General features: G+C 61.3%; 21 protein-coding genes. 15 read left to right on the top strand and 6 right to left on the bottom strand.

Translation table 11 applies throughout. The features are described from left to right. The first annotated feature begins 57 nt into the window (after positions 1-57). The 4 genes from CABTHER_RS07440 to ubiG all read left to right on the top strand — a co-directional run bounded on the left by CABTHER_RS07440 (position 58) and on the right by ubiG (position 2883). Positions 58-366 carry a hypothetical protein gene (locus tag CABTHER_RS07440; RefSeq protein WP_014099999.1) on the top strand — a complete coding sequence of 103 codons (309 nt, stop codon included), beginning with the start codon at positions 58-60 and terminating at the stop codon, positions 364-366. 126 nt (positions 367-492) lie between these two features. Beyond that, a complete protein-coding gene (locus tag CABTHER_RS07435) occupies positions 493-1671 on the top strand; it encodes a 3-oxoacyl-[acyl-carrier-protein] synthase III C-terminal domain-containing protein (RefSeq protein WP_148263979.1) in 1179 nt (392 codons plus the stop codon). 10 nt (positions 1672-1681) lie between these two features. Continuing rightward, complete coding sequence (locus CABTHER_RS15755; RefSeq protein ID WP_014099997.1) at positions 1682-2155, top strand: hypothetical protein; 474 nt, start codon at positions 1682-1684, stop codon at positions 2153-2155. Then, positions 2140-2883, top strand: coding sequence for a bifunctional 2-polyprenyl-6-hydroxyphenol methylase/3-demethylubiquinol 3-O-methyltransferase UbiG (ubiG, locus tag CABTHER_RS07425; protein ID WP_148263978.1), 744 nt, complete (start codon positions 2140-2142; stop codon positions 2881-2883). The genes CABTHER_RS15755 and ubiG overlap by 16 nt, the downstream gene beginning before the upstream one ends. Here the strand turns inward: ubiG and CABTHER_RS07420 are convergent. Then, positions 2864-4012 (bottom strand): PIN/TRAM domain-containing protein, encoded by a 1149-nt coding sequence (locus CABTHER_RS07420; RefSeq protein WP_014099995.1) that lies wholly within the window; start codon positions 4010-4012, stop codon positions 2864-2866. The two genes, ubiG and CABTHER_RS07420, sit on opposite strands and share 20 nt — an antisense overlap. A gap of 218 nt (positions 4013-4230) precedes the next feature. On the opposite strand from CABTHER_RS07420, the gene CABTHER_RS07410 reads away from it, so the two are divergent. From CABTHER_RS07410 to CABTHER_RS07400, 3 genes are all read left to right on the top strand, one after another. Beyond that, a complete protein-coding gene (locus CABTHER_RS07410; RefSeq protein WP_014099993.1) occupies positions 4231-5334 on the top strand; it encodes an ABC transporter permease in 1104 nt (367 codons plus the stop codon). A gap of 115 nt (positions 5335-5449) precedes the next feature. Continuing rightward, a complete protein-coding gene (locus tag CABTHER_RS07405; protein ID WP_014099992.1) occupies positions 5450-6730 on the top strand; it encodes an MFS transporter in 1281 nt (426 codons plus the stop codon). 62 nt (positions 6731-6792) lie between these two features. Then, positions 6793-8106 (top strand): serpin family protein, encoded by a 1314-nt coding sequence (locus tag CABTHER_RS07400; protein WP_014099991.1) that lies wholly within the window; start codon positions 6793-6795, stop codon positions 8104-8106. Here CABTHER_RS07400 and CABTHER_RS07395 read toward each other — a convergent pair. After that, positions 8069-9358, bottom strand: coding sequence for an MFS transporter (locus CABTHER_RS07395; RefSeq protein ID WP_014099990.1), 1290 nt, complete (start codon positions 9356-9358; stop codon positions 8069-8071). The two genes, CABTHER_RS07400 and CABTHER_RS07395, sit on opposite strands and share 38 nt — an antisense overlap. A 161-nt stretch (positions 9359-9519) precedes the next feature. On the opposite strand from CABTHER_RS07395, the gene def reads away from it, so the two are divergent. Further along, on the top strand, positions 9520-10023 hold the full coding sequence (def, locus tag CABTHER_RS07390) for a peptide deformylase (RefSeq protein ID WP_014099989.1): 504 nt from the start codon (positions 9520-9522) through the stop codon (positions 10021-10023). 6 nt (positions 10024-10029) lie between these two features. Continuing rightward, the gene (locus tag CABTHER_RS15750) at positions 10030-10851 is read left to right on the top strand and encodes a menaquinone biosynthetic enzyme MqnA/MqnD family protein (RefSeq protein WP_014099988.1); all 822 of its coding nucleotides are present in this window, start codon (positions 10030-10032) and stop codon (positions 10849-10851) included. 1 nt (position 10852) lies between these two features. On the opposite strand, the gene CABTHER_RS07380 is transcribed toward CABTHER_RS15750, so the two are convergent. The 3 genes from CABTHER_RS07380 to CABTHER_RS15745 form a co-directional block, all read right to left on the bottom strand. Next, complete coding sequence (locus CABTHER_RS07380) at positions 10853-12061, bottom strand: NAD(P)/FAD-dependent oxidoreductase (protein ID WP_014099987.1); 1209 nt, start codon at positions 12059-12061, stop codon at positions 10853-10855. After that, positions 12058-13407, bottom strand: a complete 1350-nt coding sequence (gene hemA, locus CABTHER_RS07375; protein WP_014099986.1) for a glutamyl-tRNA reductase — start codon at positions 13405-13407, stop codon at positions 12058-12060. The genes CABTHER_RS07380 and hemA overlap by 4 nt, the downstream gene beginning before the upstream one ends. Before the next feature lie 103 nt (positions 13408-13510). Continuing rightward, positions 13511-14335 (bottom strand): cytochrome C assembly family protein, encoded by an 825-nt coding sequence (locus CABTHER_RS15745; protein ID WP_014099985.1) that lies wholly within the window; start codon positions 14333-14335, stop codon positions 13511-13513. Positions 14336-14482: 147 nt separating this feature from the next. Here CABTHER_RS15745 and CABTHER_RS07365 point away from each other — a divergent pair, with 147 nt between their 5' ends. Beyond that, positions 14483-15391 carry an ADP-ribosylglycohydrolase family protein gene (locus CABTHER_RS07365; protein ID WP_014099984.1) on the top strand — a complete coding sequence of 303 codons (909 nt, stop codon included), beginning with the start codon at positions 14483-14485 and terminating at the stop codon, positions 15389-15391. A 20-nt stretch (positions 15392-15411) separates the two neighbouring features. Here CABTHER_RS07365 and CABTHER_RS07360 read toward each other — a convergent pair whose 3' ends face one another. Beyond that, on the bottom strand, positions 15412-16524 hold the full coding sequence (locus CABTHER_RS07360) for an ABC transporter ATP-binding protein (RefSeq protein WP_041569700.1): 1113 nt from the start codon (positions 16522-16524) through the stop codon (positions 15412-15414). A 580-nt stretch (positions 16525-17104) separates the two neighbouring features. Here CABTHER_RS07360 and rpsL point away from each other — a divergent pair. The 5 genes from rpsL to rpsJ all read left to right on the top strand — a co-directional run bounded on the left by rpsL (position 17105) and on the right by rpsJ (position 21780). Then, the gene (gene rpsL / locus CABTHER_RS07355; protein ID WP_041569145.1) at positions 17105-17524 is read left to right on the top strand and encodes a 30S ribosomal protein S12; all 420 of its coding nucleotides are present in this window, start codon (positions 17105-17107) and stop codon (positions 17522-17524) included. Between the two features lie 64 nt (positions 17525-17588). After that, the gene (gene rpsG / locus CABTHER_RS07350; RefSeq protein WP_041569144.1) at positions 17589-18062 is read left to right on the top strand and encodes a 30S ribosomal protein S7; all 474 of its coding nucleotides are present in this window, start codon (positions 17589-17591) and stop codon (positions 18060-18062) included. Between the two features lie 23 nt (positions 18063-18085). After that, entirely contained in the window at positions 18086-20200 is a 2115-nt protein-coding gene (gene fusA / locus CABTHER_RS07345) for an elongation factor G (RefSeq protein ID WP_014099980.1), read from the top strand. 34 nt (positions 20201-20234) lie between these two features. Further along, entirely contained in the window at positions 20235-21422 is a 1188-nt protein-coding gene (gene tuf / locus CABTHER_RS07340; RefSeq protein WP_014099979.1) for an elongation factor Tu, read from the top strand. Between the two features lie 34 nt (positions 21423-21456). After that, entirely contained in the window at positions 21457-21780 is a 324-nt protein-coding gene (rpsJ, locus tag CABTHER_RS07335) for a 30S ribosomal protein S10 (protein WP_014099978.1), read from the top strand. The last annotated feature ends 24 nt before the right edge of the window (positions 21781-21804 follow it).

The following is a 21804-nucleotide window of genomic DNA, read 5'->3' as shown; positions in this document are numbered from 1 at the left end:
CCCCGCCTGAGCGCGCCAGGGCACACACAACGCTGATGATTTCGGAGAGGGACGACAATGCCGGTCAATCCAGTTGATGCCAAAAAACTTGCCCTTGAGAAAAACACGACCGACCTGCGCCGGATGCTGGAGCAGTCAGATGAGCTGATGCGCGTCGTTATGGAAGCAGGCGACCTGGAAACGGCCGAAAAGGCCGCCCAGGAAGCTGCCAAGGCCGCAGCGGCGCTGATCGTACGCAAGCAGGGGGGCGTCCGGGAACTGGCCAGGCGCGTCCGCGAGCGGGTTGCCGGGGATGATGAATCCGAAGATGAAACTCCCTCCACAACTGCCGGCGACGAAGTGCCCACGCCCGATACCCGGTCGTGACGTGTCGCCGCCCGATGTACTTCCGTTCTTACGGGCTGGTAACGCCCTCATCGGCAGCGGGCCGTGGCTGTCCGCCGGCCTTGCGCGGTGGAGCTTCGGCTGCAAAACGCCGATGGGAATGACCTGATGCCAATCGTTCTGCACACGTTTCAGTGTCTGCTGCCGGCGTATGTCACGCCGCAGTCCGCCATTCATGACTGGCTTGCCCACGCGCATGCCGCTGCCCAGACCGGGAGCGAACAGGCGCTGGCAGCCGCCCGTCTGCGCCGCGCGTTCGACCGCTTTGGTTGCGACCCGGAGCGCATTGCCCGGCGATTCCACGCGCTCGAAGATTTCACCCACCAGGACTGGGCGCGGATGCGGATTTTCAACCTGACCGACCATCCCGAAGGACGGGGGCTGGCGGCACGGATGGACTGTTTTGCCGAAGTCACCTCCCAAGTGTTCGCCAGTCTCTATGCCGATGAAGCCGTTGCGCCGGAGCATCTCATTCACGTCACATGTACGGGCTACGTCGCACCCAGCGCCGCCCAGCGTCTCGTGGCGTCCAAAGGCTGGCTGACGACCGTTGTGACCCATGCCTACCACATGGGCTGCTATGCGGCCTTTCCGGCGATTCGGCAGGCGGTCGGGTTTCTGCTTGCCGACGGTGCGGCAGGGCGGGCGGATGTCGTGCACACGGAGCTGTGTACGCTGCACCTCAACCCGGCGCTCCACGACCCGGAGCAGCTTGTCATCCAGAGTTTGTTTGCCGACGGTTTCGCGCGCTACACGGTCGCAACCCAGGCGCCGGAGCGTCCGCACTTTGAGCTGGTGGCGACGTGGGAACAACTGCTGCCGGATTCAGCCGAAGCCATGACCTGGCAGTGCGCTGACTGGGGGTTTCACATGACGCTGGCGCGGGATGTGCCGCAGCGTCTGGCGCAGGCGCTGCCCGGTTTTGTGGCGTACCTGGCAGCGAAGGCGGGCTGCACCGAAGCCGATGTGCGCCGGGCCCGGTTTGCTATTCATCCCGGCGGGCCGAAAATCATCGAGCAGGTTCAGGCGGCGCTCGAACTCGAAGACGCCCAGGTGGAAGCCAGCCGGCGCGTGCTGCGGGCATACGGGAATATGTCCTCGGCTACGCTGCCCTACGTCTGGGCGGAGATGCTGGCCGATGACACCGTTGCCGATGGGACGCTGGTGGTCAGTCTGGCCTTCGGTCCCGGTCTGACGCTGTGTGGCAACCTGCTGATCAAACGTCTCTGTTCAGACCCGCAGCGGCCGACGGAAGCCGGCGCTGATGCAAGGAAGCCAGGGAGGTGATGCATTGACGATGGCCCACGGGTGGTTGATGGCACCGTTTCTCGTACAGGGTGGGGCCATGCTCTGGGATGAGTTCTGGTTTCACCGGCGACGTGGGTTGGGCCGGTGGGAACGGCTGGGGCATCCGCTCGATACGCTGACCGTCCTGGTCTGCTACGCCATCGTGCTGTGGGTGCCTTATTCGCCGACGGCTCTGGCGTGGTATGCCGGCTGCGCGGTGTTTTCCATGCTGTTTGTAACCAAGGACGAGTTCGTTCACGCCCGGGCCTGCTCTGCCGGCGAGCACTGGTTACACGCCCTGCTGTTCCTGCTTCATCCATTGACGCTGGCGGCGGCGGCACTCATCTGGATGGATATGCCGCAGGGGGCTGGCGCATGGCGTGACGTTCTCGTTGGAACGTTTGTCATCGTGACGGCTTTCGGGTGCTACCAACTGCTGTACTGGAATCTCTGGAGAGGGCGGAAGGGATGTCTGCCGGAATGACGCCGGTCAACAACGCACTCTATGACGAACTGGGCGAACGGTGGTACACGGCCCAGGATGATCCCGTGGCGCTGCTGCGCGCCGAAGGACGCCTGCGCAACCCGTGGATTGCCACGGAAATTGCCGCCCGGTGCGGCGCCGGCGCGGCCGTGCTGGACATTGGCTGTGGCGGGGGCTTTCTGTCGAATGAACTGGCCCGGGCCGGTTTTGCCGTCACCGGTCTGGATCAATCCGCAGAAAGCCTGAGCGTGGCGCAAAGCCACGACACGACGCACAGCGTGCACTACGAGGTCGGGGATGCCCTGAAGTTGCCCTACCCGGAGGTTTCGTTTTCGGCCGTGTGCGCTATGGACTTTCTCGAACACGTCGAGGACCCGGCCGGGGTCATTCGGGAAGCGGCGCGGGTGCTGCGGCCGGGCGGGCTGTTTTTCGCTTCAACCTTCAACCGGAACTGGCTGAGCTGGCTGGTGGTCATCAAGGGCGTGGAGTGGTTCGTGCCGAATGTGCCGCCCAATATGCACGTGCTCCGCCTGTTCATCACGCCACGGGAGATGGCCCGGTATTGCCAGGCGGCCGGACTGCATCACCTACGGTTTCGCGGCCTGCGCCCGCGCCTGAACCGGGCATTCTGGCGACTGCTCTGGACGCGCGTCGTGCCGGAAGACTTCGAGTTTACCTTCACGTCCTCGTTGCTGACCGGCTATCTGGTCACGGCTGAGAAAGCTTGACTTCCGGCATCTCCGGTGGTGTTGGCGTCACGGGGGTGCCGGTCGGCGGTGTCGAGGTGGGAGCGCTGAGCGTCCGTGGGCGTTCGGGGCGCTCGGAGCGGTCTCCGGGCGGGCGGTCAGAGGCCAGGCGTGGCGTCGTTTCCTCGATGAGTTTGCCAAAAATCATCTTGCCGGCTGTGGTTTGCAGCACGCTCGTCACGCTGATGTCCACCGCCCGGCCAATCTGCCGGCGCGCATTGTCCACGACGACCATCGTCCCGTCGTCAAGGTAAGCCACGCCCTGGTTGTATTCCTTGCCTTCTTTCAGGATGAACACCTGCATGGTTTCGCCGGGCAGGACGACCGGGCGCAGGGCGTTGGCGAGTTCGTTGATGTTGAGCACCAGAACGCCGCGCAACTGTGCCACCTTGTTGAGGTTGAAATCATTGGTGACGATTTTGGCCCCAAGCTGCTTGGCCAGCTCGATGAGCTTGAGGTCAACTTCCCGAATGTTGGGGAAGTCCATGTCGGTGATGATGGTGTCGAGCTTTTTGTTTTTCTGGAGGCGTTGCAGGATGTCGAGTCCCCGCCGTCCACGGTTGCGCTTGGTGGTTTCCGGGCTGTCGGCCACGTGCTGCAACTCGCGCAGGACGAACTGCGGAATGATGAGGCGCTCGCTCAGAAAGCCGGTTTCGGCGATGTCGGCAATGCGCCCGTCAATGATGACGCTCGTATCGAGGACGAGATTGAGCGGGCGGTTGTCGGCGCTGCCGGGGCTTTTGGCAGCAGTGCCAAACAGCTCCCACCAGCGATCACTGGCGCTGCCGCGAACCATACCCAGATAACCCAGTGCCAGCAGGGCGGTCAGAACCAGGTAGGTCTTGGGGGCGTCCGGGATGCCCGGCTGAAGGCTGAGAACGAGGCCGACGAGGACGGCGGCCGCCAGTCCGGTAAACAGTCCGAGTGTGCCGCCAATCAGGGTCGTGATGGGACGTGACCGCAGGTAGTGTTCAAGGGCGACAACCGCGCTGCCCAGCCCGGCTCCAAGAACGGCTGACCAGAGGGTGGAGCCAAGTGGTTTCATCCACAGGGCCGTTCCCAGGGAAAGCAGGACGATGGCAAGCTGTGTCAGGAATCGGTCGCGGTTCATGGAGCTATTCGGATACAAAGGCTGAAAATGTGGCCGGTGCGGGGCGGTGGAACCAGCTCACCATGGCTTGCGATGTCTGGAATGTGACCGATTCGGTATCCTCCTGCAAGGCAGTCTGGCGGCAAAGGACTGGCTTTTCGGCCACGCGCCGTTGCCCGTGACCACGGTTGTAAGCGGGCCGGAACGGCACGCCAACGAAGGAGAAACGTTTGCAACACATGCCATCACTTGCGTGGGCCAATCTTTGTCATCGTCCGGCACGCTCGCTGGCCACGGCTTTCGGCGTCGCCGTCGGCGCGGTGCTGGTACTGCTGACGACCGGGCTGGCGCATGGCGTCATTGCCGAACGCGCCGAGCGCGAAGCACGGGTTGGAGCGCACATCATGCTGCGGCCGTCCGGTTCGTTTGGCGGGGGCGTGGTGTCAAATCAGCCGGCCTATCCGCTGGAGCGGCTGCCGCGTATTGCGGCCATCCCCGGCGTACGGGCTGCTGTGCCGGTCATTCAGTATGCGTTGCCGTCAGACAGCGGCATTGGGTTTCGGCTGCTCGAAGGCGTGCCATGGGCGGACTACGCGGCCATGAGCGGCATTCAGATTGTGGCCGGACGTGCGCCGCAGGGACCTGATGAGTTGGTGATTGACCGGGAGCAGGCGCGCAGCCGTGACTTCCAGCTCGGGGCGCAGGTGACGCTCTCCAGACATGTGTTTACGGTCGTGGGCATCTATGACCCGCCAAGCGGGGCCCGCCTCAAAGCGCCGCTGGAAACCCTCCAGACGATGCTTGCCGCGCCGGGACGCTGTTCGATGGTGTTTGTCCAGTGTGCGGAAGCCAGCCAGCAGGAAGCCGTCGCCAAACGCCTGCGGGAGGCGTTCCCAACCGATCAGCTCGTCTTTGTCCGCGACCTGCCAGGGCTGTATGCCCGCGGACTCCCGGCGCTGGATACCTTTCTCCGGGTCGTCATCGGGCTGGCGCTGATGATCAGCCTGCTCATTGTGTCGCTGACGATGTACACCTCGGTGGTCGAGCGCACCCGTGAGATCGGCATTCTCAAGTCCCTGGGCGCTACGGACGCCTTCATTCTGCTGGCCATTGAGCAGGAAGCCCTGCTTCTGAGCAGCGCCGGGGTGTTGCTGGGCATTGGACTGGCCTATCTGGGCCGCTGGTGGATTGTGAGCTTCACGGCGTTTCGCACCATCGAGTTCGAGCCGGTGTGGTTCGTCATCGTGGCGGCTGTCGCGGTGCTGAGTGGCGCGGCCGGCGCCCTGTATCCGGCCTGGCGTGCCATGCGGCTCGATCCGGTGGAAGCCCTGCGCTACGAATGACCGGGCTGGCGGAGCCATAGCACTGGCAGGCAATCGTCCTGGGGCAATCCGGTTGTTGTGCACGGGCAGGTCAGCTTGCATCCGGCGCACAAAGGGCTTAGGAAGCATCCCAGGCATGACGACCATCGGCTACATCGGGCTTTTGCGGCAGAATCCGCGCTTCCGGCGGGTTTGGGCAGCGCAGCTTGTCAGTGAGCTGGGTGACTGGCTCAACTATGCGGCGCTCATGCAGCTTGCGCGGCAGTATGGCGGCGGTGCGGAAATGGCGGCGCTCATCATCGCCATTGAGCTGCTTCCGTTCCCCCTCTGGAGTCCGGTGGCCGGCATGGTGGCCGACCGGTTCAACCGGCGGTATGTCATGATGGCCGCCGACCTGCTGCGCGCCGTCATTGTTCCCGGGTTTCTGCTCGTTGACCGCCCCGAACGGCTCTGGCTGGTGTACGTCCTGTCGGCGCTTCAGTTTTCCCTGGCGGCCTTTTTCGAGCCGGCGCGGCAGGCGCTGATTCCATCAGTGGCGCAGCCGGAGGAACTCATCACGGCCAACCAGTTGACGAGTCTGACCTGGTCGTTGACGCTTGGGTTGGGTGGTTTTCTGGGCGGTGTCGTGGTCAATGCGTTTGGTCTGACGGCGGCCTTCATCGTGGATGCCGCTTCCTTCCTGGTTTCGTTTGTCATCCTGCTCGGTTTGCGGGATGCGCCGCCGAAGCCTGTGTCCCTGGATGCGCCGCCCGATACGGGTTTCTGGGTGGCTATCAAGTACCTGCTGGCGCATCCGGTGACGCTGGCCGTGGCGCTCGTCAAAACCGGAATCTCCATTGCGGGAAGCGGGGTGTGGTTGCTGGCCGTGGTGTATGGGCAGACGGTGTTTCCGGTGGGCCGCGATGGGGCGTTGTCCGTGGGGATTCTCAACGGCGCGCACGGCCTTGGGGCGCTGGTCGGCGCGCTGACCGCCGGCTGGTTTCTGCGCCAGCGCCTCAACATTGCGTGGAGCATTTTCTGGCTCTTTGTGCTGCGGGGCGTGTTCTTTGGGTTCTGGGCCGGGTCTGTCCATTTGTGGATGGTTGTCGTGGCAACGGTCCTCATCACCATCTGTGGCAGTCTGCTCTGGGTGGTCAGCACGACGCTGCTGCAACGGCTCGTCCCGGACGAACTGCGCGGGCGTGTGTTTGCCTTCGAGTTTGGCGCGCTGACGTTTGCCATGGCGGGTTTCCTGTGGCTGATGGGACGGGCGCTCGATGTGTGGGGCTGGACCCCGACGGTGACGGTTCTGGCCACGGGTGCATCGGCGTTTCTGGTGGCGGCCGGCTGGCTGGTGCTGATGGGACTCTCGCCGCTGACGACGCTTTCAGCCGCGCCGACGCCGGACAAGTCGCTTGGGGAACCGGATGCGGTGTGAAGGCGTCCATGCGCCGACCTCACTGACGGCTGACGCCCACTGACTTCGGAGGAACTTTCTCAATGACGATGCCCATCCGTATCTTCAGCCTGTGTCTGGTGGCGCTGTGGCTGCTGGCAAGCCATGATGATGCTTCAGCCCAGAAGCGCAAACGCCGCCCGGCTTCGCGCCCGGCGTCCGGGACACCGGCCACGACTTCCCCTGTTTCCAAGGAGCCACGTATGAACACCGCTACTGCTCCCCGCGATGCCGCTGCCGGGGTCAACCGCTTTGCTGTGACCCTGCACCAACGGCTCAGCCGTCAAACGGACGGCAATCTGTTTTTTTCGCCCTACAGCATCAGTTCCGCCCTGGCGATGACGGCGCTCGGTGCGCGGGGCGCAACACTGGCGGAAATGCAGGTTGCACTTCAGTTTCCCGATGGCATTCCCCACGCCGCTTTTGCCGCCCAGGACCGGCTCATCAATACGCCCAACGCGCCCTACACGCTGGCTGTAGCCAATGCGCTGTGGGGACAGCGCGGGTTGGGTTTCGAGCCGGATTTCCTTTCGGCCACCCGGCAGCACTATGGGGCCGGGCTGGAGGAAGTTGATTTTCGGGGCAACCCGGAAGGTACGCGCAGCCGAATCAACGACTGGGTTTCCACAAAGACCAACCGCCGGATTCCCGACCTGCTTCCGCCGGGCTTCATCACGCCCATGACGCGGCTGGTGCTGACCAATGCCATTTACTTCAAGGGCAACTGGGCTGAGGCCTTTGACCGCGACGCCACAAACGAACGGGACCAGTTCCGCCTGGCACGCGGAGGGACGGTCACGGTGGCGATGATGAACCGCACCGGGCGCTACGCCCATTTTGACGGCGGCACGTTCCAGGCGTTGACGTTGCCCTATCGCGGCAACGAACTCTCCATGGTCATCCTGCTGCCGAATGCCACGGATGGCCTGCCGGCGCTGGAAAAGGGACTCACCGCCGCCCAGCTTCAGGAAGTCGTCGAAAAAGCCATTGCGCGCGAGGTGCAGGTCAGTGTGCCGCGCTTCAAACTGACGCTGCGGCTGGAACACCTGACAGATGACATGAAGGCGCTGGGAATGACCCTGGCGTTTACGGAAGGCGCTGATTTCTCGGCGATGACCCGGCAGGCCAAACTTTTCATTGACGCCATTGCCCACAAGGCGTTCGTCGAGGTCAACGAGGAAGGTACGGAAGCCGCCGCCGCCACGGGCGTCGGCATGCGGATAACGTCCATCGGTGCCGAACCGCCGCGCCCGGTGGTGTTTCGGGCGGACCATCCGTTTCTGTTTGTCATCCGGGACAACCGCAGCGGTGCGACGCTGTTTATGGGGCGAGTGATGAATCCGGCTGTGTCGGAGTAAACCGGTGCGGCAGGCGCCATGAGAGACGCAGCAGCGGGCGCCGGGCCTCCCGTGGCAGCCAGAGGACAAGGATGGTGCTGAGCGTCGTGCCGAGCGCCAGTCCGATAATGGCTCCGTGATAGCCGCCGATAAACGGTGTCAGCGGCTCGAAGGCGCGCGGGGCCAGCGAACCGACGCCCCACGCAAAGCCCATCATCAGCGCCGATACGGTGGCCGTCCGCTGCGGGACAAGTTCCTGCGCCATGGCGACGTTGACGGGAATCGTGGCCCCAAGGGCAAAGCCGCCACAGACCAGCCACGGAAGTGTCCAGTGGGGCGGGACGAGAAAGGCCGCGGCGAGCAGAGGGCCGGAGGTGAGGCCGGAAAGCACGGTAACGGCGCGTCCGCCGAACCGTTCGGCCAGAAAGCCGCCGGCCAGCCCGCCGATGCCGCCAGCCAGGAGAAAGACAGTGAGTGCGTTGCCAATGTGGGTCAGCGAGGCCCCTTGCGCCTGCAGGATGAAGGGGTAGTAGGCGTTGATGAGCATTTGCGTGGCAGCGCGCACGACCGTAATGGCATACAGCGCCAGAAGCGGCACACTGGCAAGCTGAAGCGCCTGAACCAGACCCGGACCGGTTTCCGTCGTCGTTTCAGCCGCCAGCCGCTTGGGGGCCGGCAGGGGCGGCAGCCAGAAGAACAGCCCGACCATGGCTGCGATACCGGCCAGCGCCAGATACAACGTGCTCCCCAGGCTGAAGTGGGTGATGGTCTGGGTCACGACGAGCGGCCCAAACGCCACCCCCAGCGTACCGGCGGCTGAAAAGAGTGCCATGCCGAGTCGGCGGCGCTGGCCGCTGGCAACCGCCGCCATGGCTGCACCCTGCGGGTGGAACATTCCCACACCCATGCCGCCCATAATCAGGACGACCATGAGCCAGCCGTAACTGCCCGCGTAGCCGATGGCTGACAAAAACAGCGCCGCCAGCAGGGGGCCGGCCAGAGCAAAACTCCGCCGCGACCAGCGGTCAGAGAGCATCCCATAGACCGGCTGAAGAAAGTTCGAGAACAACGCATAGACCGGAATGAGCCAGAAGGCCTGGGCGGCCGACAGGTGCAACTGCGCCGTCATCAGGGGCAGCAGCGGAAAAATAAAGCTCGAATAGGCGTCGTTGACGAAGTGCGCCAGACAGGCGAGGCTGAGCGCTCTGGGATTGGCAAAACTGCCGGTGTGGGCCGTGGAAGCCGGTGCGGAAAGGGAAGTCGCCGTAGCCATAAGGCAGCCGACACTACCATGTCCGGTCGTCCGGGAGCTTGTCGTTTTGCCGGATGCAAGGTTTACGCTGAAACCGGCACGGCAAACCGGCTGCGACGCCCGGCCTTTCCGGTGCTATGCTACCTCCGGCAAGCGACCATCAACGGAGATGGATAAAGGGCATGAAACGTGAAATCGTCAAGTATGGCGCCAAGGTGCTGACGGAAAAGGCCTCACCCGTGACCGAATTCGATGCGGCGTTGGAACAGCTCGTCGCCGATATGTTTGAGACGATGTACGACGCGCCAGGAGTCGGACTGGCCGCGCCCCAGGTGGGCGTCTCCAGGCGCCTGTTCGTCATGGACTGTAGCAAGGAAAAAAACCGGCAGTTTGTCTTCATCAACCCGGAAATTCTCCAGACCGAAGGCACACAGGTCGGAGATGAAGGTTGTCTCAGCTTTCCGGGGATTTACTTTGAAGTAGAGCGTCCGGCGCGGGTTATCGTACGGGCCCAGAACGTCAAGGGCGAATGGTTCGAGGGGGACTTTCTCGACCTCGAAGCCCGCTGTGTGCTCCACGAGTATGACCATCTTCAGGGTGAACTCTTCATCGAGAAGGCCGGGTTGCTGCGCCGCGAACTCATCCGGCGCAAGATTCAGAAGCTGAAGCGCGAAGGGAAGTGGTGAACCGCCGTGGCTGTGGAGCTGCCGACCATTGCGGCGTCGGATTACCTCAACTCAGCAGTGCTCATGGAGGATTTTCTGACCGGTGAGCAGCGCCAGCGATGCCGTCTGATCACCGATGCCGCGCCGGCGCGTTGTGCGGAACTGCTGCGGCAGGGTGATGTCGCCGCCGCCCTGATACCGGCCATTGAATATCAGCGCATTCCGGGTCTGCTGGCCGTGCCCGGCGTGGCTATTGGCTCGAAACACATGGTGCGCAGTGTCGTCATGGCGGCCAAAAAGCCGCTCCCGGAAATCAGAACCGTGGCGCTCGATACCTCGTCGCGCACGTCGGTTTCACTCATCAGGATTCTGTTTGCCGAGTTTTATCGCCGCGAAGTTGCTTTCCATCCCGCACCGCCGGACGTGCCGCACATGCTGTCGGAGGCGGATGCCGCCGTCATCATCGGCGACCCGGCCCTGACGTTTGACCGAACCGGTCTGCACATTTTCGATCTGGCGGGTGAATGGCGACGCCTGACGGGACTCCCTTTCGTGTTTGCCATCTGGGCGGTACGGGAAAGCGCCCGGGAAGCCGTGACCGGGCTGGATTTCGTCGCGGCACGGGATGCCGGTCTGTGCGCCCGACCGGCGCTGGCGGCGCGTTATGCCCCCCGGCTGGGACTGCCGGTTGAAACCCTGGTGACGTATCTTGAAGAAAACATCCACTACGGGTTGGAAGCCGACGATCTGGCAGGGTTGACGCACTACTGGACACTGGCCGCCAGACACCGGCTGATTGATGAGGTGCGTCCGGTGCGGTGGCTGCCGGTGACGCCGGGCTGTGGGTAACTCATACGTGCGCCGCCGGGCGTGAAGCCGGATTGCGTTCCAGCCGTGCCACATCGAACAGCGCCGGTGGCTTGCCGGTGATGACGAGTTCAGCCGCCAGCCGACCAACTTCCAGACTGAAGCCCATGCCGTGGCCGTGGCAGGCAATGGAGAAGGCAATCTCCGGTTGACCGGGCAGCGTCCCCAACAGGGGAAGTCCATCCGGCGTGAAGCCCATTGTCCCTGCCCAGCGGTGCGTGATGGGCAGGTCAATCAGTTCGGGAAAGTGACGGTCCCTGAAGCGTTCCAGAAAGTTCTGGACATCTGCCGTCGGCGTTTCATCCGTCCCTGTTTCGGTGGCGGCAAAGGCGCGCCGACCGCCGCCGAACAGAAAACGTCCGTCAGGCAGTTGCCGAAAGTATTCGTAGCCGTCGTTGGCATAGACGACTTCGGAGAGCAGCCGGCTGGGATAGGGGGCGGTGACGAAAATCTGTCCGCGTTTGGGAAACACCTTGTCAGCAAAGTAGGCGTGGAGGTTGGCCGCTTCACCATTTGGCGTCAGAAGGACCCGCCTGGCGCGCAGTTGTCCGCGTTCACCCTGCACGACGACACCTGCCGGAGTGCTCTCCAACGTGGCTACGGGCCAGTTTTCAACAATGGCTGCGCCAGAGGCAGCGAGCAGGGCGTGGACGAGTTTGACCGGATGGACACCGGCATCGTGCCGGTTGCGGATGGCGGCGCAGAAGCCGCGCCGGAGCGGGTCATGGGGAACAAAGTCCACATCGAAGCCATCTTCGCGCAGCAGCTCGGCCGAGTGCGCCAGAACTTCGGCTTCTTCCTGCGTTCCGGCGAGCGTCAGGCTGCCGCAGGGGATGTAGTCACACTCCACGTCAGGACGGTGAGCCAGAAACGTCCGAATGTGGTGATGGCTGGCAACCGTCGTGGCAAAGACCGCGCGTGCCGTTTCGCGGCCGTATCTGGCGACGGCGACAGCGTAGTGGTCGGCCGTTCCGGCAAGCAGAAAACCGGCATTGCGGCCGGTTGCGCCGCCAGCGATCCGGCGTCGGTCAACGACCGCCAGTTTCCAGTCCGGTTTGGCTTGCGCCAGGGCATAGGCCGCCGAAGCGCCGGCAATTCCGCCGCCGACAATGAGACAGTCAACGTCGTTGACCCTTGGGGCCGGAGCTGAAGGGCATCCGGCCGTGGCCTGCCAGAAGGAAGTCGAGGTCATCGGTAGAGGCGTTGGCTGCCCGGTTCCTCGTGGGGGTTGGCGGCATCGGTTTCCGCGACCGCATCGGTTTTCAGGGAGACGCTGTCGAGGGCGAAAGCGCGCCGGAGGTCAACGAGTTCGGAACCCTGCCGGGCGGCTTCCCGCAATCCCAGGATGAGCGGATGGAGCGTCTTGTTGACGATGCCTTCCAGCAAAAACTGACGCATGGCAGCTTCCTGTTCCGGGGTCAGCGGGCCAAGGCGTTTCCGGTGCCGTTCAAACTCGGCAGCACAGATGTCGGTCAGGCGTTCCCTGAGCGCGGCCACGGTGGGGCCGATGTCGAGCCGGTCGGCCTCGGTCATGAAGGCAACGGTTTCGGCTTCGACAATGGCTTCGGCGCGTTCGGCTTCCCGGCGGCGTTCCCGTTGGTTGGCGGCAATGACGCGCTGGAGGTCGTCGAGGTCAAAGACAAAGGCGTTGTCAAGGACAGCCACATCGGGGGCGATAGTCCGTGGTACAGAAAGGTCGAAAAGCAGCAGCGGCCGGTAGCGCCGGCGGTCCAGCGCCGCGCGAACCATGGCCGGAGTGATGTGATAGGTGGTGGCCCCGGTGGACGCCACAACGATGTCGGCCTCGTGAAGCCGCGCTGGCAGTTCATCCAGTCCAAGGGCGCGGCCGCCGCCGTTGAAACAATCGGCAAGGTGTTGTGCGTGGGCCAGCGTGCGGTTGGCAACGAAAAGCGAGTTCACGCCAGCCTCGAAGAAACACTTGGCAGCCAGTTCGGCCATTTCTCCGGCGCCGATGAGCAGTAGCACCTTGTCGGTCAGGTGGTCAAAAACCTTGTGGGCCAACTCCACTGAGACTGAGCCAAGTGAAACGGCATGGGCACCGATACCGGTTTCCGTCCGAACACGCTTGGCGACCGCAAAAGCCCGCTCAAACAGACGGTGCAGGTGGCGTCCCACGGTGTTGGCAGCCGCTGCCAAGGCGTAAGCCCGTTTGATCTGTCCCAGAATCTGGCTTTCGCCGACAATCATGGAGTCGAGGCTGGCGGCCACGCGCAGGACGTGCCGCACTGCTGCGCTGGATTGGTGAACGTACAGATAGGGGCGGATTTGTCCTGCCGGGACATCGTGATAGTCACAGAGGAAGGTCGTGACCGCCTCGACGGCTTCGGCCGTCGGCAGACTGGGAACAACGATGACTTCGACCCGGTTGCAGGTTGAGACAATGACGGCTTCACTGACACTGCCGCCAGCCAACAGCCGTTGGAGCGCGACTGGCAGCCCGGTTTCAGAAAAAGCCAGACGCTCGCGCACGCCGACCGGAGCTGTGGTGTGGTTGATGCCGACGAGAAGCACGTTCATGAGCTGAACACCTGTCTGGAAAACCGGGGGCAGGGGCGACGTAAAACTTGCCAAGCCGCATCAAGGAAAACCAGTCCGGTTGGCAAAAAGTCGGCAGAGGGGGCTAACCGATGCTGTGAAAACCGTTGAACCAGCCGATGCCGACCAGACTCACGATGACCATGGCGAAGCCGACGATGCCCAACCAGGCCGCCCGCCGGCCGCGCCAGCCGGCCGTCAGACGGTAATGAACCACACAAAAGTAGATTAGCCAAGTGGCCAGAGACAGAAACTCCAGCGGATCGCCATGCCAGTACACGCCGTTGAGCCGGCGTGAGCCGACAATCCCTGTCAGGATGCCCAGTGTGAGCAGCACAAAACCGATCATGAGCGCCTTGCCGCTCACATCATCGCAGGTGTCCAGCGAAGGCAGCCGGGACCAGAGCGGGCCGAACTGTTTTTGCTTGAGCTGCCGTTCCTGCACGATGTACAGGATGGCAGCAACGAACAGAATGGCAAAGGCGGCGTAGGCAAAGACAAACAGCACGGCATGGAGGGTCAGAAGGGAAGCTGTCTGCCCATAAAATTTCAGAACAGCGGCGGTGTCACTTGGCGCTGGCAGAAGCCAGGCCGCCAGGGCGAAGAGAAAGACCATCGGCATGGCGAAGGCCGCAAACGATTTCGAGCGATACCACAGATAGGCGCCCAGAAAGTATGCGGCAATGGACCATCCCAGAAAGGAACAGACTTCCTGATAACTCAGCAGGGGACACCGGGCGACCTCCCAGCCGCGAACGACGATGGACGAGGTGTGCGCCGCAAAACCCGCCGCCATCAGCCACAGTGCAATCCAGAACCAGCGTGGATTGGGTGTCCGCCACACCGTGAAGATGGCATGACCGGCGCCAAACGCATAACATGCAACGGCGATAAGCAGCAGTGTGGACATGATTGGAAGTTGCCGGTAGGGCCAGGCGGAGGTGCCAGCGAAGTTCAACCCAATGCCATGTTACGTGTCGGCCCGGCGGCGCTCAATTCGTCCGGCTTTGGTGCCGCCGACAAAACTGCCTGAATTTGAAGACCGCGTGAATCCGTTATGAAGGAAAACTTTCAGGGCTGTCTGCTGGGGGCCGCGATTGGGGATGCGCTGGGCTTTCCCTTCAAAGGTCTCAGTGCCAACGACATTGGCGAGTATGGCCGTTTTGAGTCGCTCCGTGAATTCCAACCCGTGCCATCTGTCCGGTCAGCGCCCGGTGAACTGGCGGATGAAGGGCAGCTTCTGCTGCTGACGCTGGAAAGTATCTGTACGCAGCGGGCGCTGGACGAGACTGATCTTGTCCGGCGGTTGAAAGGTTGGTTTCGGAGCCATCCGAAGGACATGACGCCGCTGGTACGCCATGTTCTGAGCCGTCTTCAGGCCGGGGAAAGCCCGGCTGAAGCCTCTGAAGGGGCGTCCTTTGATCCTGAGTTCAGTCCGCCGGATGGCGGGCATCTGACGCGCTGCCTTCCGGTGGCTTTGTACCGGGTGATGGATGCTGCCCGCCGCCAGGCGGATATGGTTGCTGTGGCGCGTCTGACCCATTGGGACCCGGTTGCTGTACAGGCCGCACTCGTACTGGGGGAGGTTGTGGTGCAGCTTGTCCAGGGTAAACCCTTCACACCTGAAGCCTGTTTGCCAGGTGACGTGCTGCCGGAGGTGCGGCAGGCTGTGGTGTCGTCTCCTGACCCGGCACAACTGGATGTTTCCGGCAGCGCTCTGGGGGCGCTGGGGGTTGGCTTGTGGGCGTTGAAGACCGCCACAGGTGTTGAAGATGGTCTGGTAAACGTCGTTTCGCTGGGCGGCGCGACGGATACCAACGCGGCGGTGGCAGGGGCTTTGCTGGGAGCCAAACTGACCCGTCTGGCGTTGCCGCAGCGGTGGGTGTACCGCCTGGAAGGGCATGCCCGCCTTGAAGTGCTTGGGGCGCGGTTGTTCGAGCTGGCCACGCAGGCAGTTCACGTGTGATGTACCGGCACAATGGGGAACTACACCGGGGATTCGTCGTCGGCTGCAGCATCCGGTTTGACGACGACGGCCTGGGACGGGTGCCATCTGATGTGAACCTGTGAGCCGACCTCCCAGGTTTGGAGTGTTTCCGGGCGAAGGGCGGCAACGAGGGCTTGTCCGTCTGGAAGGCAGACCGTCCAGTGGGTTTCGGCCCCGACGTACAGGCGTTCGGTCACAACTCCGGTGAGCTGACCCGGCGGAAGGGGTTGGTCTGCACTGGCCCGTTCAAGCCGGAGTGACTGCGGGCGTACAGCCAGGGTGATGGGCTGTCCGGGCTTTACGTCCCTGTGGCGGCACCGGGCGGTGACGATGGCACCGCCAATGATGACGCCAGCTTCTGGAGGCTGGAGGCTGTGCAAGCGTCCGTGGAGCAGGTTGCAGTTGCCGATAAACGAAGCAACGAAGGCCGTTTCGGGTTCGTCGTGGAGCGTCTGGGGTGTTCCGGTTTGAAGGATTCGTCCGCGACGCAGGACGGCAATCCGGTCCGAGAGCATCAGGGCTTCCGTCTGGTCGTGAGTGACCAGGACGAAGGTGGTGCCAAGCTGGTGCTGGAGGGCTTTCAGCTCGCGCTGCATGTGGCGGCGCAGGTGTGGATCAAGGGCTGCCAGGGGTTCATCGAGCAGGAGCACCGGCGGTTCACAGGCCAGTGCCCGCGCCAGAGCGACGCGCTGTTGCTGACCGCCGGAAAGTTCATGGGGGTAGCGATAGGCAATGCCTTCCAATCCGACAAGTGCCAGCAAGGCTTCGACGCGCTGCCGGATGGCTGGCGGCGCATGACCTTTGCGGGCAAGCCCGAACGCGATGTTGTCGTACGCATTCAGGTGTGGGAACAGAGCGTAGCTCTGAAACACCGTGTGGACGGGACGGCGGTATGCCGGCAGGTGGGTGACTTCCTGTCCAGCCAGATAAATCTGCCCGGCGTCAGGTGCCGTCAGTCCGGCAATCAGCCGCAGCAGGGTCGTCTTGCCACATCCCGAAGGACCGAGAAGGGTCAGAAATTCACCGGCTTCGACCCGCAGCGAAACCTCCGCGAGCGCCAGGTGTGCGCCATAACGCTTGGTAAGCGCAAAAGCCTCGACGGCAGGTAACATCGCAGGACACAAAAGCAGCGTAAGTGGCTTACTGTGGCCGTTACACTGAAGAACCGGCGACCAATCGTAGGCAGAAACGAGCAGCAGGTAAAGGTCGTTACGTTGAAACAGAAGCAGAACGCACCGTTCCAAAAACTTTGCACGAAGCCGCTTGACCACGTTCGTGCAAAGGTTCAGCCGTCACGCCACTTGACTCAGTGCGCTCTGCTTCTATTGAAACTGCATCATACGCCGTTTTGTTGTCTCACTGTTGCGAAGCGCTTTTTTGTGTCCGGGAATGTCTGTCTGGGAATGCCTGCGAGCGAGGGTGACATTGGTCTGCCTGGTTCCTGTCGGGCGCGAAGGGCGGGAAGTGCTGGCCAGGCGGCGGGCCCGACAGGCTCGGAAGCCAAAGTTCCGGCGTCACGAAACACTCAACCAGATTGGGGCTTGACAGTTCTTTGGGGAAACGCTTAGTATAGGCGTTTCGTCACTCGGAAAACCGTTGGGTCACTCGCAAGGTGACGGCCAGCCGTTTGGGAGTGGCAAGTCACTGCGAAATGACGGTTCTTGTTTAGCGTCGGCTTTTTCGGAGGTTGGTGTGCCAACGATCAATCAGCTCGTTCGGAAAGGACGGGAGAAAGTCAAATACAAGACGAGCAGTCCTGCCCTACAGGGATGTCCGCAGAAGCGGGGCGTCTGCACCCGGGTGTACACGCAGACACCCAAGAAGCCCAACTCGGCGCTGCGCAAGGTGGCGCGTGTGCGGTTGGTCAATGGTATTGAGGTGACGACGTACATCCCTGGCATTGGCCACAACCTCCAGGAACACTCGATTGTGTTGATTCGGGGCGGAAGGGTTAAGGACCTGCCCGGTGTCCGTTACCACGTCGTGCGTGGGACACTGGATTCTGTGGGTGTTGCCAATCGCCGCCAGGGGCGCTCCAAGTATGGCGCGAAGCGTCCCAAAGAGGCTGGCAAGGGTGCACCAGCAAAAGGTGCTGCCGTCAAGAAGAAATAGCCGAAGAAGCAGTCCCCGAAGAGATGGGAAGGTTTTTCTCAGGCTGAGGTGGAGTGGGTAAGCTATGCCACGGAGACGAGTTGCTGAAAGAAGAGAAGTCCTGCCTGACCCGATCTACAACAGTGAGATTGTGACGAAGTTCATCAACTGCATGATGTGGGACGGGAAGCGTTCCGTGGCGGAGAAGATATTCTACCGCGCCATGGAAACCATCCGGGCCAAGACGGATGATGACCCGCTCAAGGTCTTCAAAAAGGCGCTGGACAACGTGCGGCCTCGGGTCGAAGTCCGTTCGCGGCGCGTGGGCGGGGCGACGTATCAAGTGCCTATTGAAGTGGATCACCGGAGACGTGGCAACGCCCTGGCCATACGCTGGCTGATTACTTATGCGCGTCAACGGGGCGAGAAAGCCATGGTTGACCGGCTGGCCAATGAGCTGCTCGATGCGTCCAACTTGCGCGGGGCAGCCGTCAAGAAACGTGATGAGGTCCACCGCATGGCGGACGCAAACCGTGCCTTTGCGCACTATCGTTGGTAGTTTTTTGGGGTGGTGAGGACGTTATGGCACGGAAGGCGCCGCTGAACAAGTTTCGCAACATCGGCATCATGGCACACATTGATGCCGGTAAAACAACCACGACCGAGCGGATTCTGTACTACACGGGCCGTAACCACAAACTGGGGGAGGTCCATGAAGGCTCGGCGACGATGGACTACATGGTTCAGGAGCAGGAGCGTGGGATCACAATTACATCTGCAGCGACAACCTGCTTCTGGCGGCTTGGTGGTGCTGTCGAAGGCGACCAGTACCGGATAAACATCATTGATACGCCCGGACACGTGGACTTTACCATTGAGGTTGAACGGTCGCTGCGCGTTTTGGACGGCGCGGTGGCAGTGTTTGATGCAGTAGCTGGCGTTCAGCCACAGTCTGAAACCGTCTGGCGGCAGGCGAACAAGTACGGCGTTCCTCGGATTGCCTTCATCAACAAGATGGACCGGGCAGGTGCTGACTTCTACAAAAGCGTGGATTCCATTCGCAACCGCCTCAATGCCCGCCCAATTCCTGTCTTTCATCCTATTGGTGCTGAAGATGCTTTTGAGGGCGTGGTTGACCTTATCACCATGCAGGCTGTGCGGTGGGATGAGGAAAGCAACGGGCAGAAAATGCTTTTCTCGCAGCCAACCGGGTCACTTCTGGATGAGGCAAAAGCTGCTCGTGACAAAATGATCGAGCTGATTGCGGACGTTGACGACCAGATTGCCGAAAAGTACTTGGAGGGGGCGGATATATCAGAAGCTGAGCTGCGTGCCGTTTTGCGGCGTGAAACAATAGCAATGAATATCGTTCCTGTTCTTTGCGGTTCAGCTTTCAAGAATAAAGGTGTTCAACAGCTACTGGACGCTGTTGTGTACTATCTACCTTCACCAGTTGATATTCCACCCGTAAAAGGTGTGCTTCCGCGTACAGGTGAAGAGGCTATTCGCCGCGCTGCAGATGATGAGCCTTTTTCAGGTTTGATCTTCAAAATTCTCTCCGACAAGCATATTGGCCAACTGGCTTTTTGTCGCATTTACTCTGGTGTTCTGACCTCTGGCTCCTACGTTCTCAACTCAACAAAAGAAGTCAAGGAGCGGGTAGGCCGGGTCATGCAGATGCACGCCAACAAGCGTGAAGACTTGGAGGAAGCCTATGCTGGTGAAATCGTGGCTGTTGCCGGGCTGAAAAATGTGATTACTGGTGACACCATCTGTGATGAAAAGGCTCCCATTATTCTGGAGTCAATGGAATTCCCTACACCGGTCATTGAGGTGGCCATTGAGCCGAAGACGCGGCAGGATCAGGACAAGTTGAGTGTGGCGCTTGGTCGTCTGGCGCAGGAAGACCCATCCTTCCGGGTCAAAACTGACCCGGAAACGAACCAGACGCTTATCGCCGGGATGGGAGAGTTGCACCTTGAGATTATTGTGGATCGCCTGAAGCGGGAGTTCAACGTTGACGCCAATGTAGGACGGCCCCAAGTTGCCTATCGTGAGACGATTCGTGTGCCATCTGAAGGAGTTGGAAAATATGTCCGGCAAACCGGCGGTCGTGGGATGTATGGACATGCTGAAATCAAACTATATCCACTTGATCCGGGCTCAGGCTTTGTTTTTGAGAACAAAATTGTAGGTGGCGTGATACCACGTGAATATATTCCGGCTGTCGAGGCTGGTATCAAGGAAGCCATGGAGCGTGGAATCCTTGCGGGCTATGAGGTTGTTGATGTCAAGGTGGAGTTGGTGTTTGGCAGCTACCATGAGGTTGACTCAAACGAAATGGCCTTCAAAATTGCAGGCTCGATGGCTTTCCAGGATGCTGCAAAGAAAGCCAAGCCCGTTTTGTTGGAGCCGGTAATGGCTGTGGAAGTTGAATCGCCAGAAGAATACTTTGGAGCGATTACTGGTGACCTGAGTTCACGCCGTGGGCGAATTGAAGGTTTTTCGGAGCGGGCTGGCTCGCGGATTATTTCTGCAGCAGTGCCGCTTTCTGAAATGTTTGGTTATTCGACGGTGTTGCGCTCGATGTCGCAAGGGCGCGCTATTTACACCATGCATTTCAAATCCTATGAGGAAGCGCCCAAGTCCGTGGCTGAAGAGATTATTGCCAAGGCAAAAGGGGCAGCCGCAAACTGAGTGCCAAGGTAAATCTGGTTTTTGAGGAGTAGCCATGTCAAAGGAGAAGTTTGACCGGAGTAAGACGCACGTCAACATTGGGACGATTGGGCATGTGGATCACGGGAAGACGACGTTGACGGCGGCGATTACGTCGGTGTTGGCGAAGAAGAATCCGAAGGTACAGAAGAAGACCTACGATCAGATTGATGCGGCGCCGGAGGAGAAGGCGCGTGGGATTACGATCAACACGGCGCACGTGGAGTACGAGACGGCGACGCGGCACTATGCGCACGTGGATTGTCCTGGGCACGCGGACTACATCAAGAACATGATTACGGGTGCGGCGCAGATGGACGGGGCGATATTGGTGGTGGCGGCGACGGACGGGCCGATGCCACAGACGCGGGAGCACATCTTGCTGGCGCGGCAGGTTGGGGTGCCGGCGATGGTGGTGTTTATGAACAAGTGCGACATGGTGGACGATGCGGAGTTGCTGGATTTGGTGGAGTTGGAGGTGCGGGAGTTGCTGTCGAAGTACGACTTTCCCGGGGACGAGATACCGGTGATTCGGGGGAGCGCGCTTGGTGCGTTGAACGGGGAGCCGCAGTGGGAGGCGAAGATAGAGGAGTTGATGGCGGCGGTGGACAACTACATACCGACGCCGGTGCGGGACATTGACAAGCCGTTTTTGATGCCCGTGGAGGATGTGTTTTCGATATCGGGGCGCGGGACGGTGGCGACGGGGCGTGTGGAGCGTGGTGTGGTGAAGGTGTCGGACGAGGTGGAAGTGGTTGGGATACGGCCGACGCGGAAGACGGTGGTGACTGGGGTGGAGATGTTTCGGAAGCTGCTGGATCAGGGGCAGGCTGGGGACAATGTGGGGTTGCTGCTGCGGGGTGTGGAGCGGCGGGAGATAGAGCGGGGGCAGGTGATCGCGAAGCCTGGGACGATTACGCCGCACACGAAGTTTCGGGCGGAGGTGTACGTGTTGACGAAGGAGGAGGGTGGGCGGCACACGCCGTTTTTCAAGGGGTATCGGCCGCAGTTTTACTTTCGGACGACGGACGTGACGGGGGTGACGGAGTTGCCGGAGGGGGTGGAGATGGTGATGCCTGGGGACAATGTGGCGTTGACGGTGGAGTTGATTACGCCGATTGCCATGGAGAAGGGGCTGCGGTTTGCGATTCGGGAGGGGGGACGGACGGTCGGCGCAGGTACGATTTCGGAAATCCTCGAATGAGTTGGGTTTTTCTCGCCGCCTAGGGAGAACTGAGATGAACGATAAAATACGTATCAGGTTGGAAGCTTACGACCATCGGATACTCGATCAGTCTGCAATGGAAATTGTCGAGACGGCCCGCCGGACGGGTTCGCGTGTAGCTGGACCGATCCCGCTGCCTACGTCGAAGAGTCGCTTTACAGTTCTTCGCTCGCCACACGTAGATAAAAAATCACGGGAACAGTTTGAAATTCGCACTCATAAACGGTTGGTTGATATTTTGATGTCTACACCTCAGACAGTAGATGCTCTTATGAAGCTAGATTTACCGGCCGGAGTTGACGTCCAGATAAAGACCTTCTTCAAAGAAAAAAAGTAGTTTGTATAGTTAGGGCTATATTGA

Source organism: Chloracidobacterium thermophilum B (genome assembly GCF_000226295.1).
In the GTDB taxonomy this organism is placed as follows: Bacteria; Acidobacteriota; Blastocatellia; order Chloracidobacteriales; family Chloracidobacteriaceae; genus Chloracidobacterium; species Chloracidobacterium thermophilum.
Note: the sequence above shows the minus strand (reverse complement) of the source record. Positions and strands in the feature narration are given on the sequence as shown.

Bases quoted from the DNA above. Each gene is read 5' to 3' on its own strand.
- CABTHER_RS07420 (WP_014099995.1), bottom strand. From the start codon at position 4,012: ATGAACCGCGACCGATTCCTGACACAGCTTGCCATCGTCCTGCTTTCC.
- CABTHER_RS07360 (WP_041569700.1), bottom strand. From the start codon at position 16,524: ATGTTACCTGCCGTCGAGGCTTTTGCGCTTACCAAGCGTTATGGCGCA.
- CABTHER_RS07365 (WP_014099984.1), top strand. From the start codon at position 14,483: ATGAAGGAAAACTTTCAGGGCTGTCTGCTGGGGGCCGCGATTGGGGAT.
- CABTHER_RS15755 (WP_014099997.1), top strand. From the start codon at position 1,682: ATGGCCCACGGGTGGTTGATGGCACCGTTTCTCGTACAGGGTGGGGCC.
- fusA (WP_014099980.1), top strand. From the start codon at position 18,086: ATGGCACGGAAGGCGCCGCTGAACAAGTTTCGCAACATCGGCATCATG.
- CABTHER_RS15745 (WP_014099985.1), bottom strand. From the start codon at position 14,335: ATGTCCACACTGCTGCTTATCGCCGTTGCATGTTATGCGTTTGGCGCC.
- CABTHER_RS07400 (WP_014099991.1), top strand. From the start codon at position 6,793: ATGACGATGCCCATCCGTATCTTCAGCCTGTGTCTGGTGGCGCTGTGG.
- CABTHER_RS07410 (WP_014099993.1), top strand. From the start codon at position 4,231: ATGCCATCACTTGCGTGGGCCAATCTTTGTCATCGTCCGGCACGCTCG.
- rpsG (WP_041569144.1), top strand. From the start codon at position 17,589: ATGCCACGGAGACGAGTTGCTGAAAGAAGAGAAGTCCTGCCTGACCCG.
- hemA (WP_014099986.1), bottom strand. From the start codon at position 13,407: ATGAACGTGCTTCTCGTCGGCATCAACCACACCACAGCTCCGGTCGGC.
- ubiG (WP_148263978.1), top strand. From the start codon at position 2,140: ATGTCTGCCGGAATGACGCCGGTCAACAACGCACTCTATGACGAACTG.
- rpsJ (WP_014099978.1), top strand. From the start codon at position 21,457: ATGAACGATAAAATACGTATCAGGTTGGAAGCTTACGACCATCGGATA.
- tuf (WP_014099979.1), top strand. From the start codon at position 20,235: ATGTCAAAGGAGAAGTTTGACCGGAGTAAGACGCACGTCAACATTGGG.
- CABTHER_RS07440 (WP_014099999.1), top strand. From the start codon at position 58: ATGCCGGTCAATCCAGTTGATGCCAAAAAACTTGCCCTTGAGAAAAAC.
- CABTHER_RS07435 (WP_148263979.1), top strand. From the start codon at position 493: ATGCCAATCGTTCTGCACACGTTTCAGTGTCTGCTGCCGGCGTATGTC.
- def (WP_014099989.1), top strand. From the start codon at position 9,520: ATGAAACGTGAAATCGTCAAGTATGGCGCCAAGGTGCTGACGGAAAAG.
- CABTHER_RS07395 (WP_014099990.1), bottom strand. From the start codon at position 9,358: ATGGCTACGGCGACTTCCCTTTCCGCACCGGCTTCCACGGCCCACACC.
- CABTHER_RS07405 (WP_014099992.1), top strand. From the start codon at position 5,450: ATGACGACCATCGGCTACATCGGGCTTTTGCGGCAGAATCCGCGCTTC.
- CABTHER_RS07380 (WP_014099987.1), bottom strand. From the start codon at position 12,061: ATGACCTCGACTTCCTTCTGGCAGGCCACGGCCGGATGCCCTTCAGCT.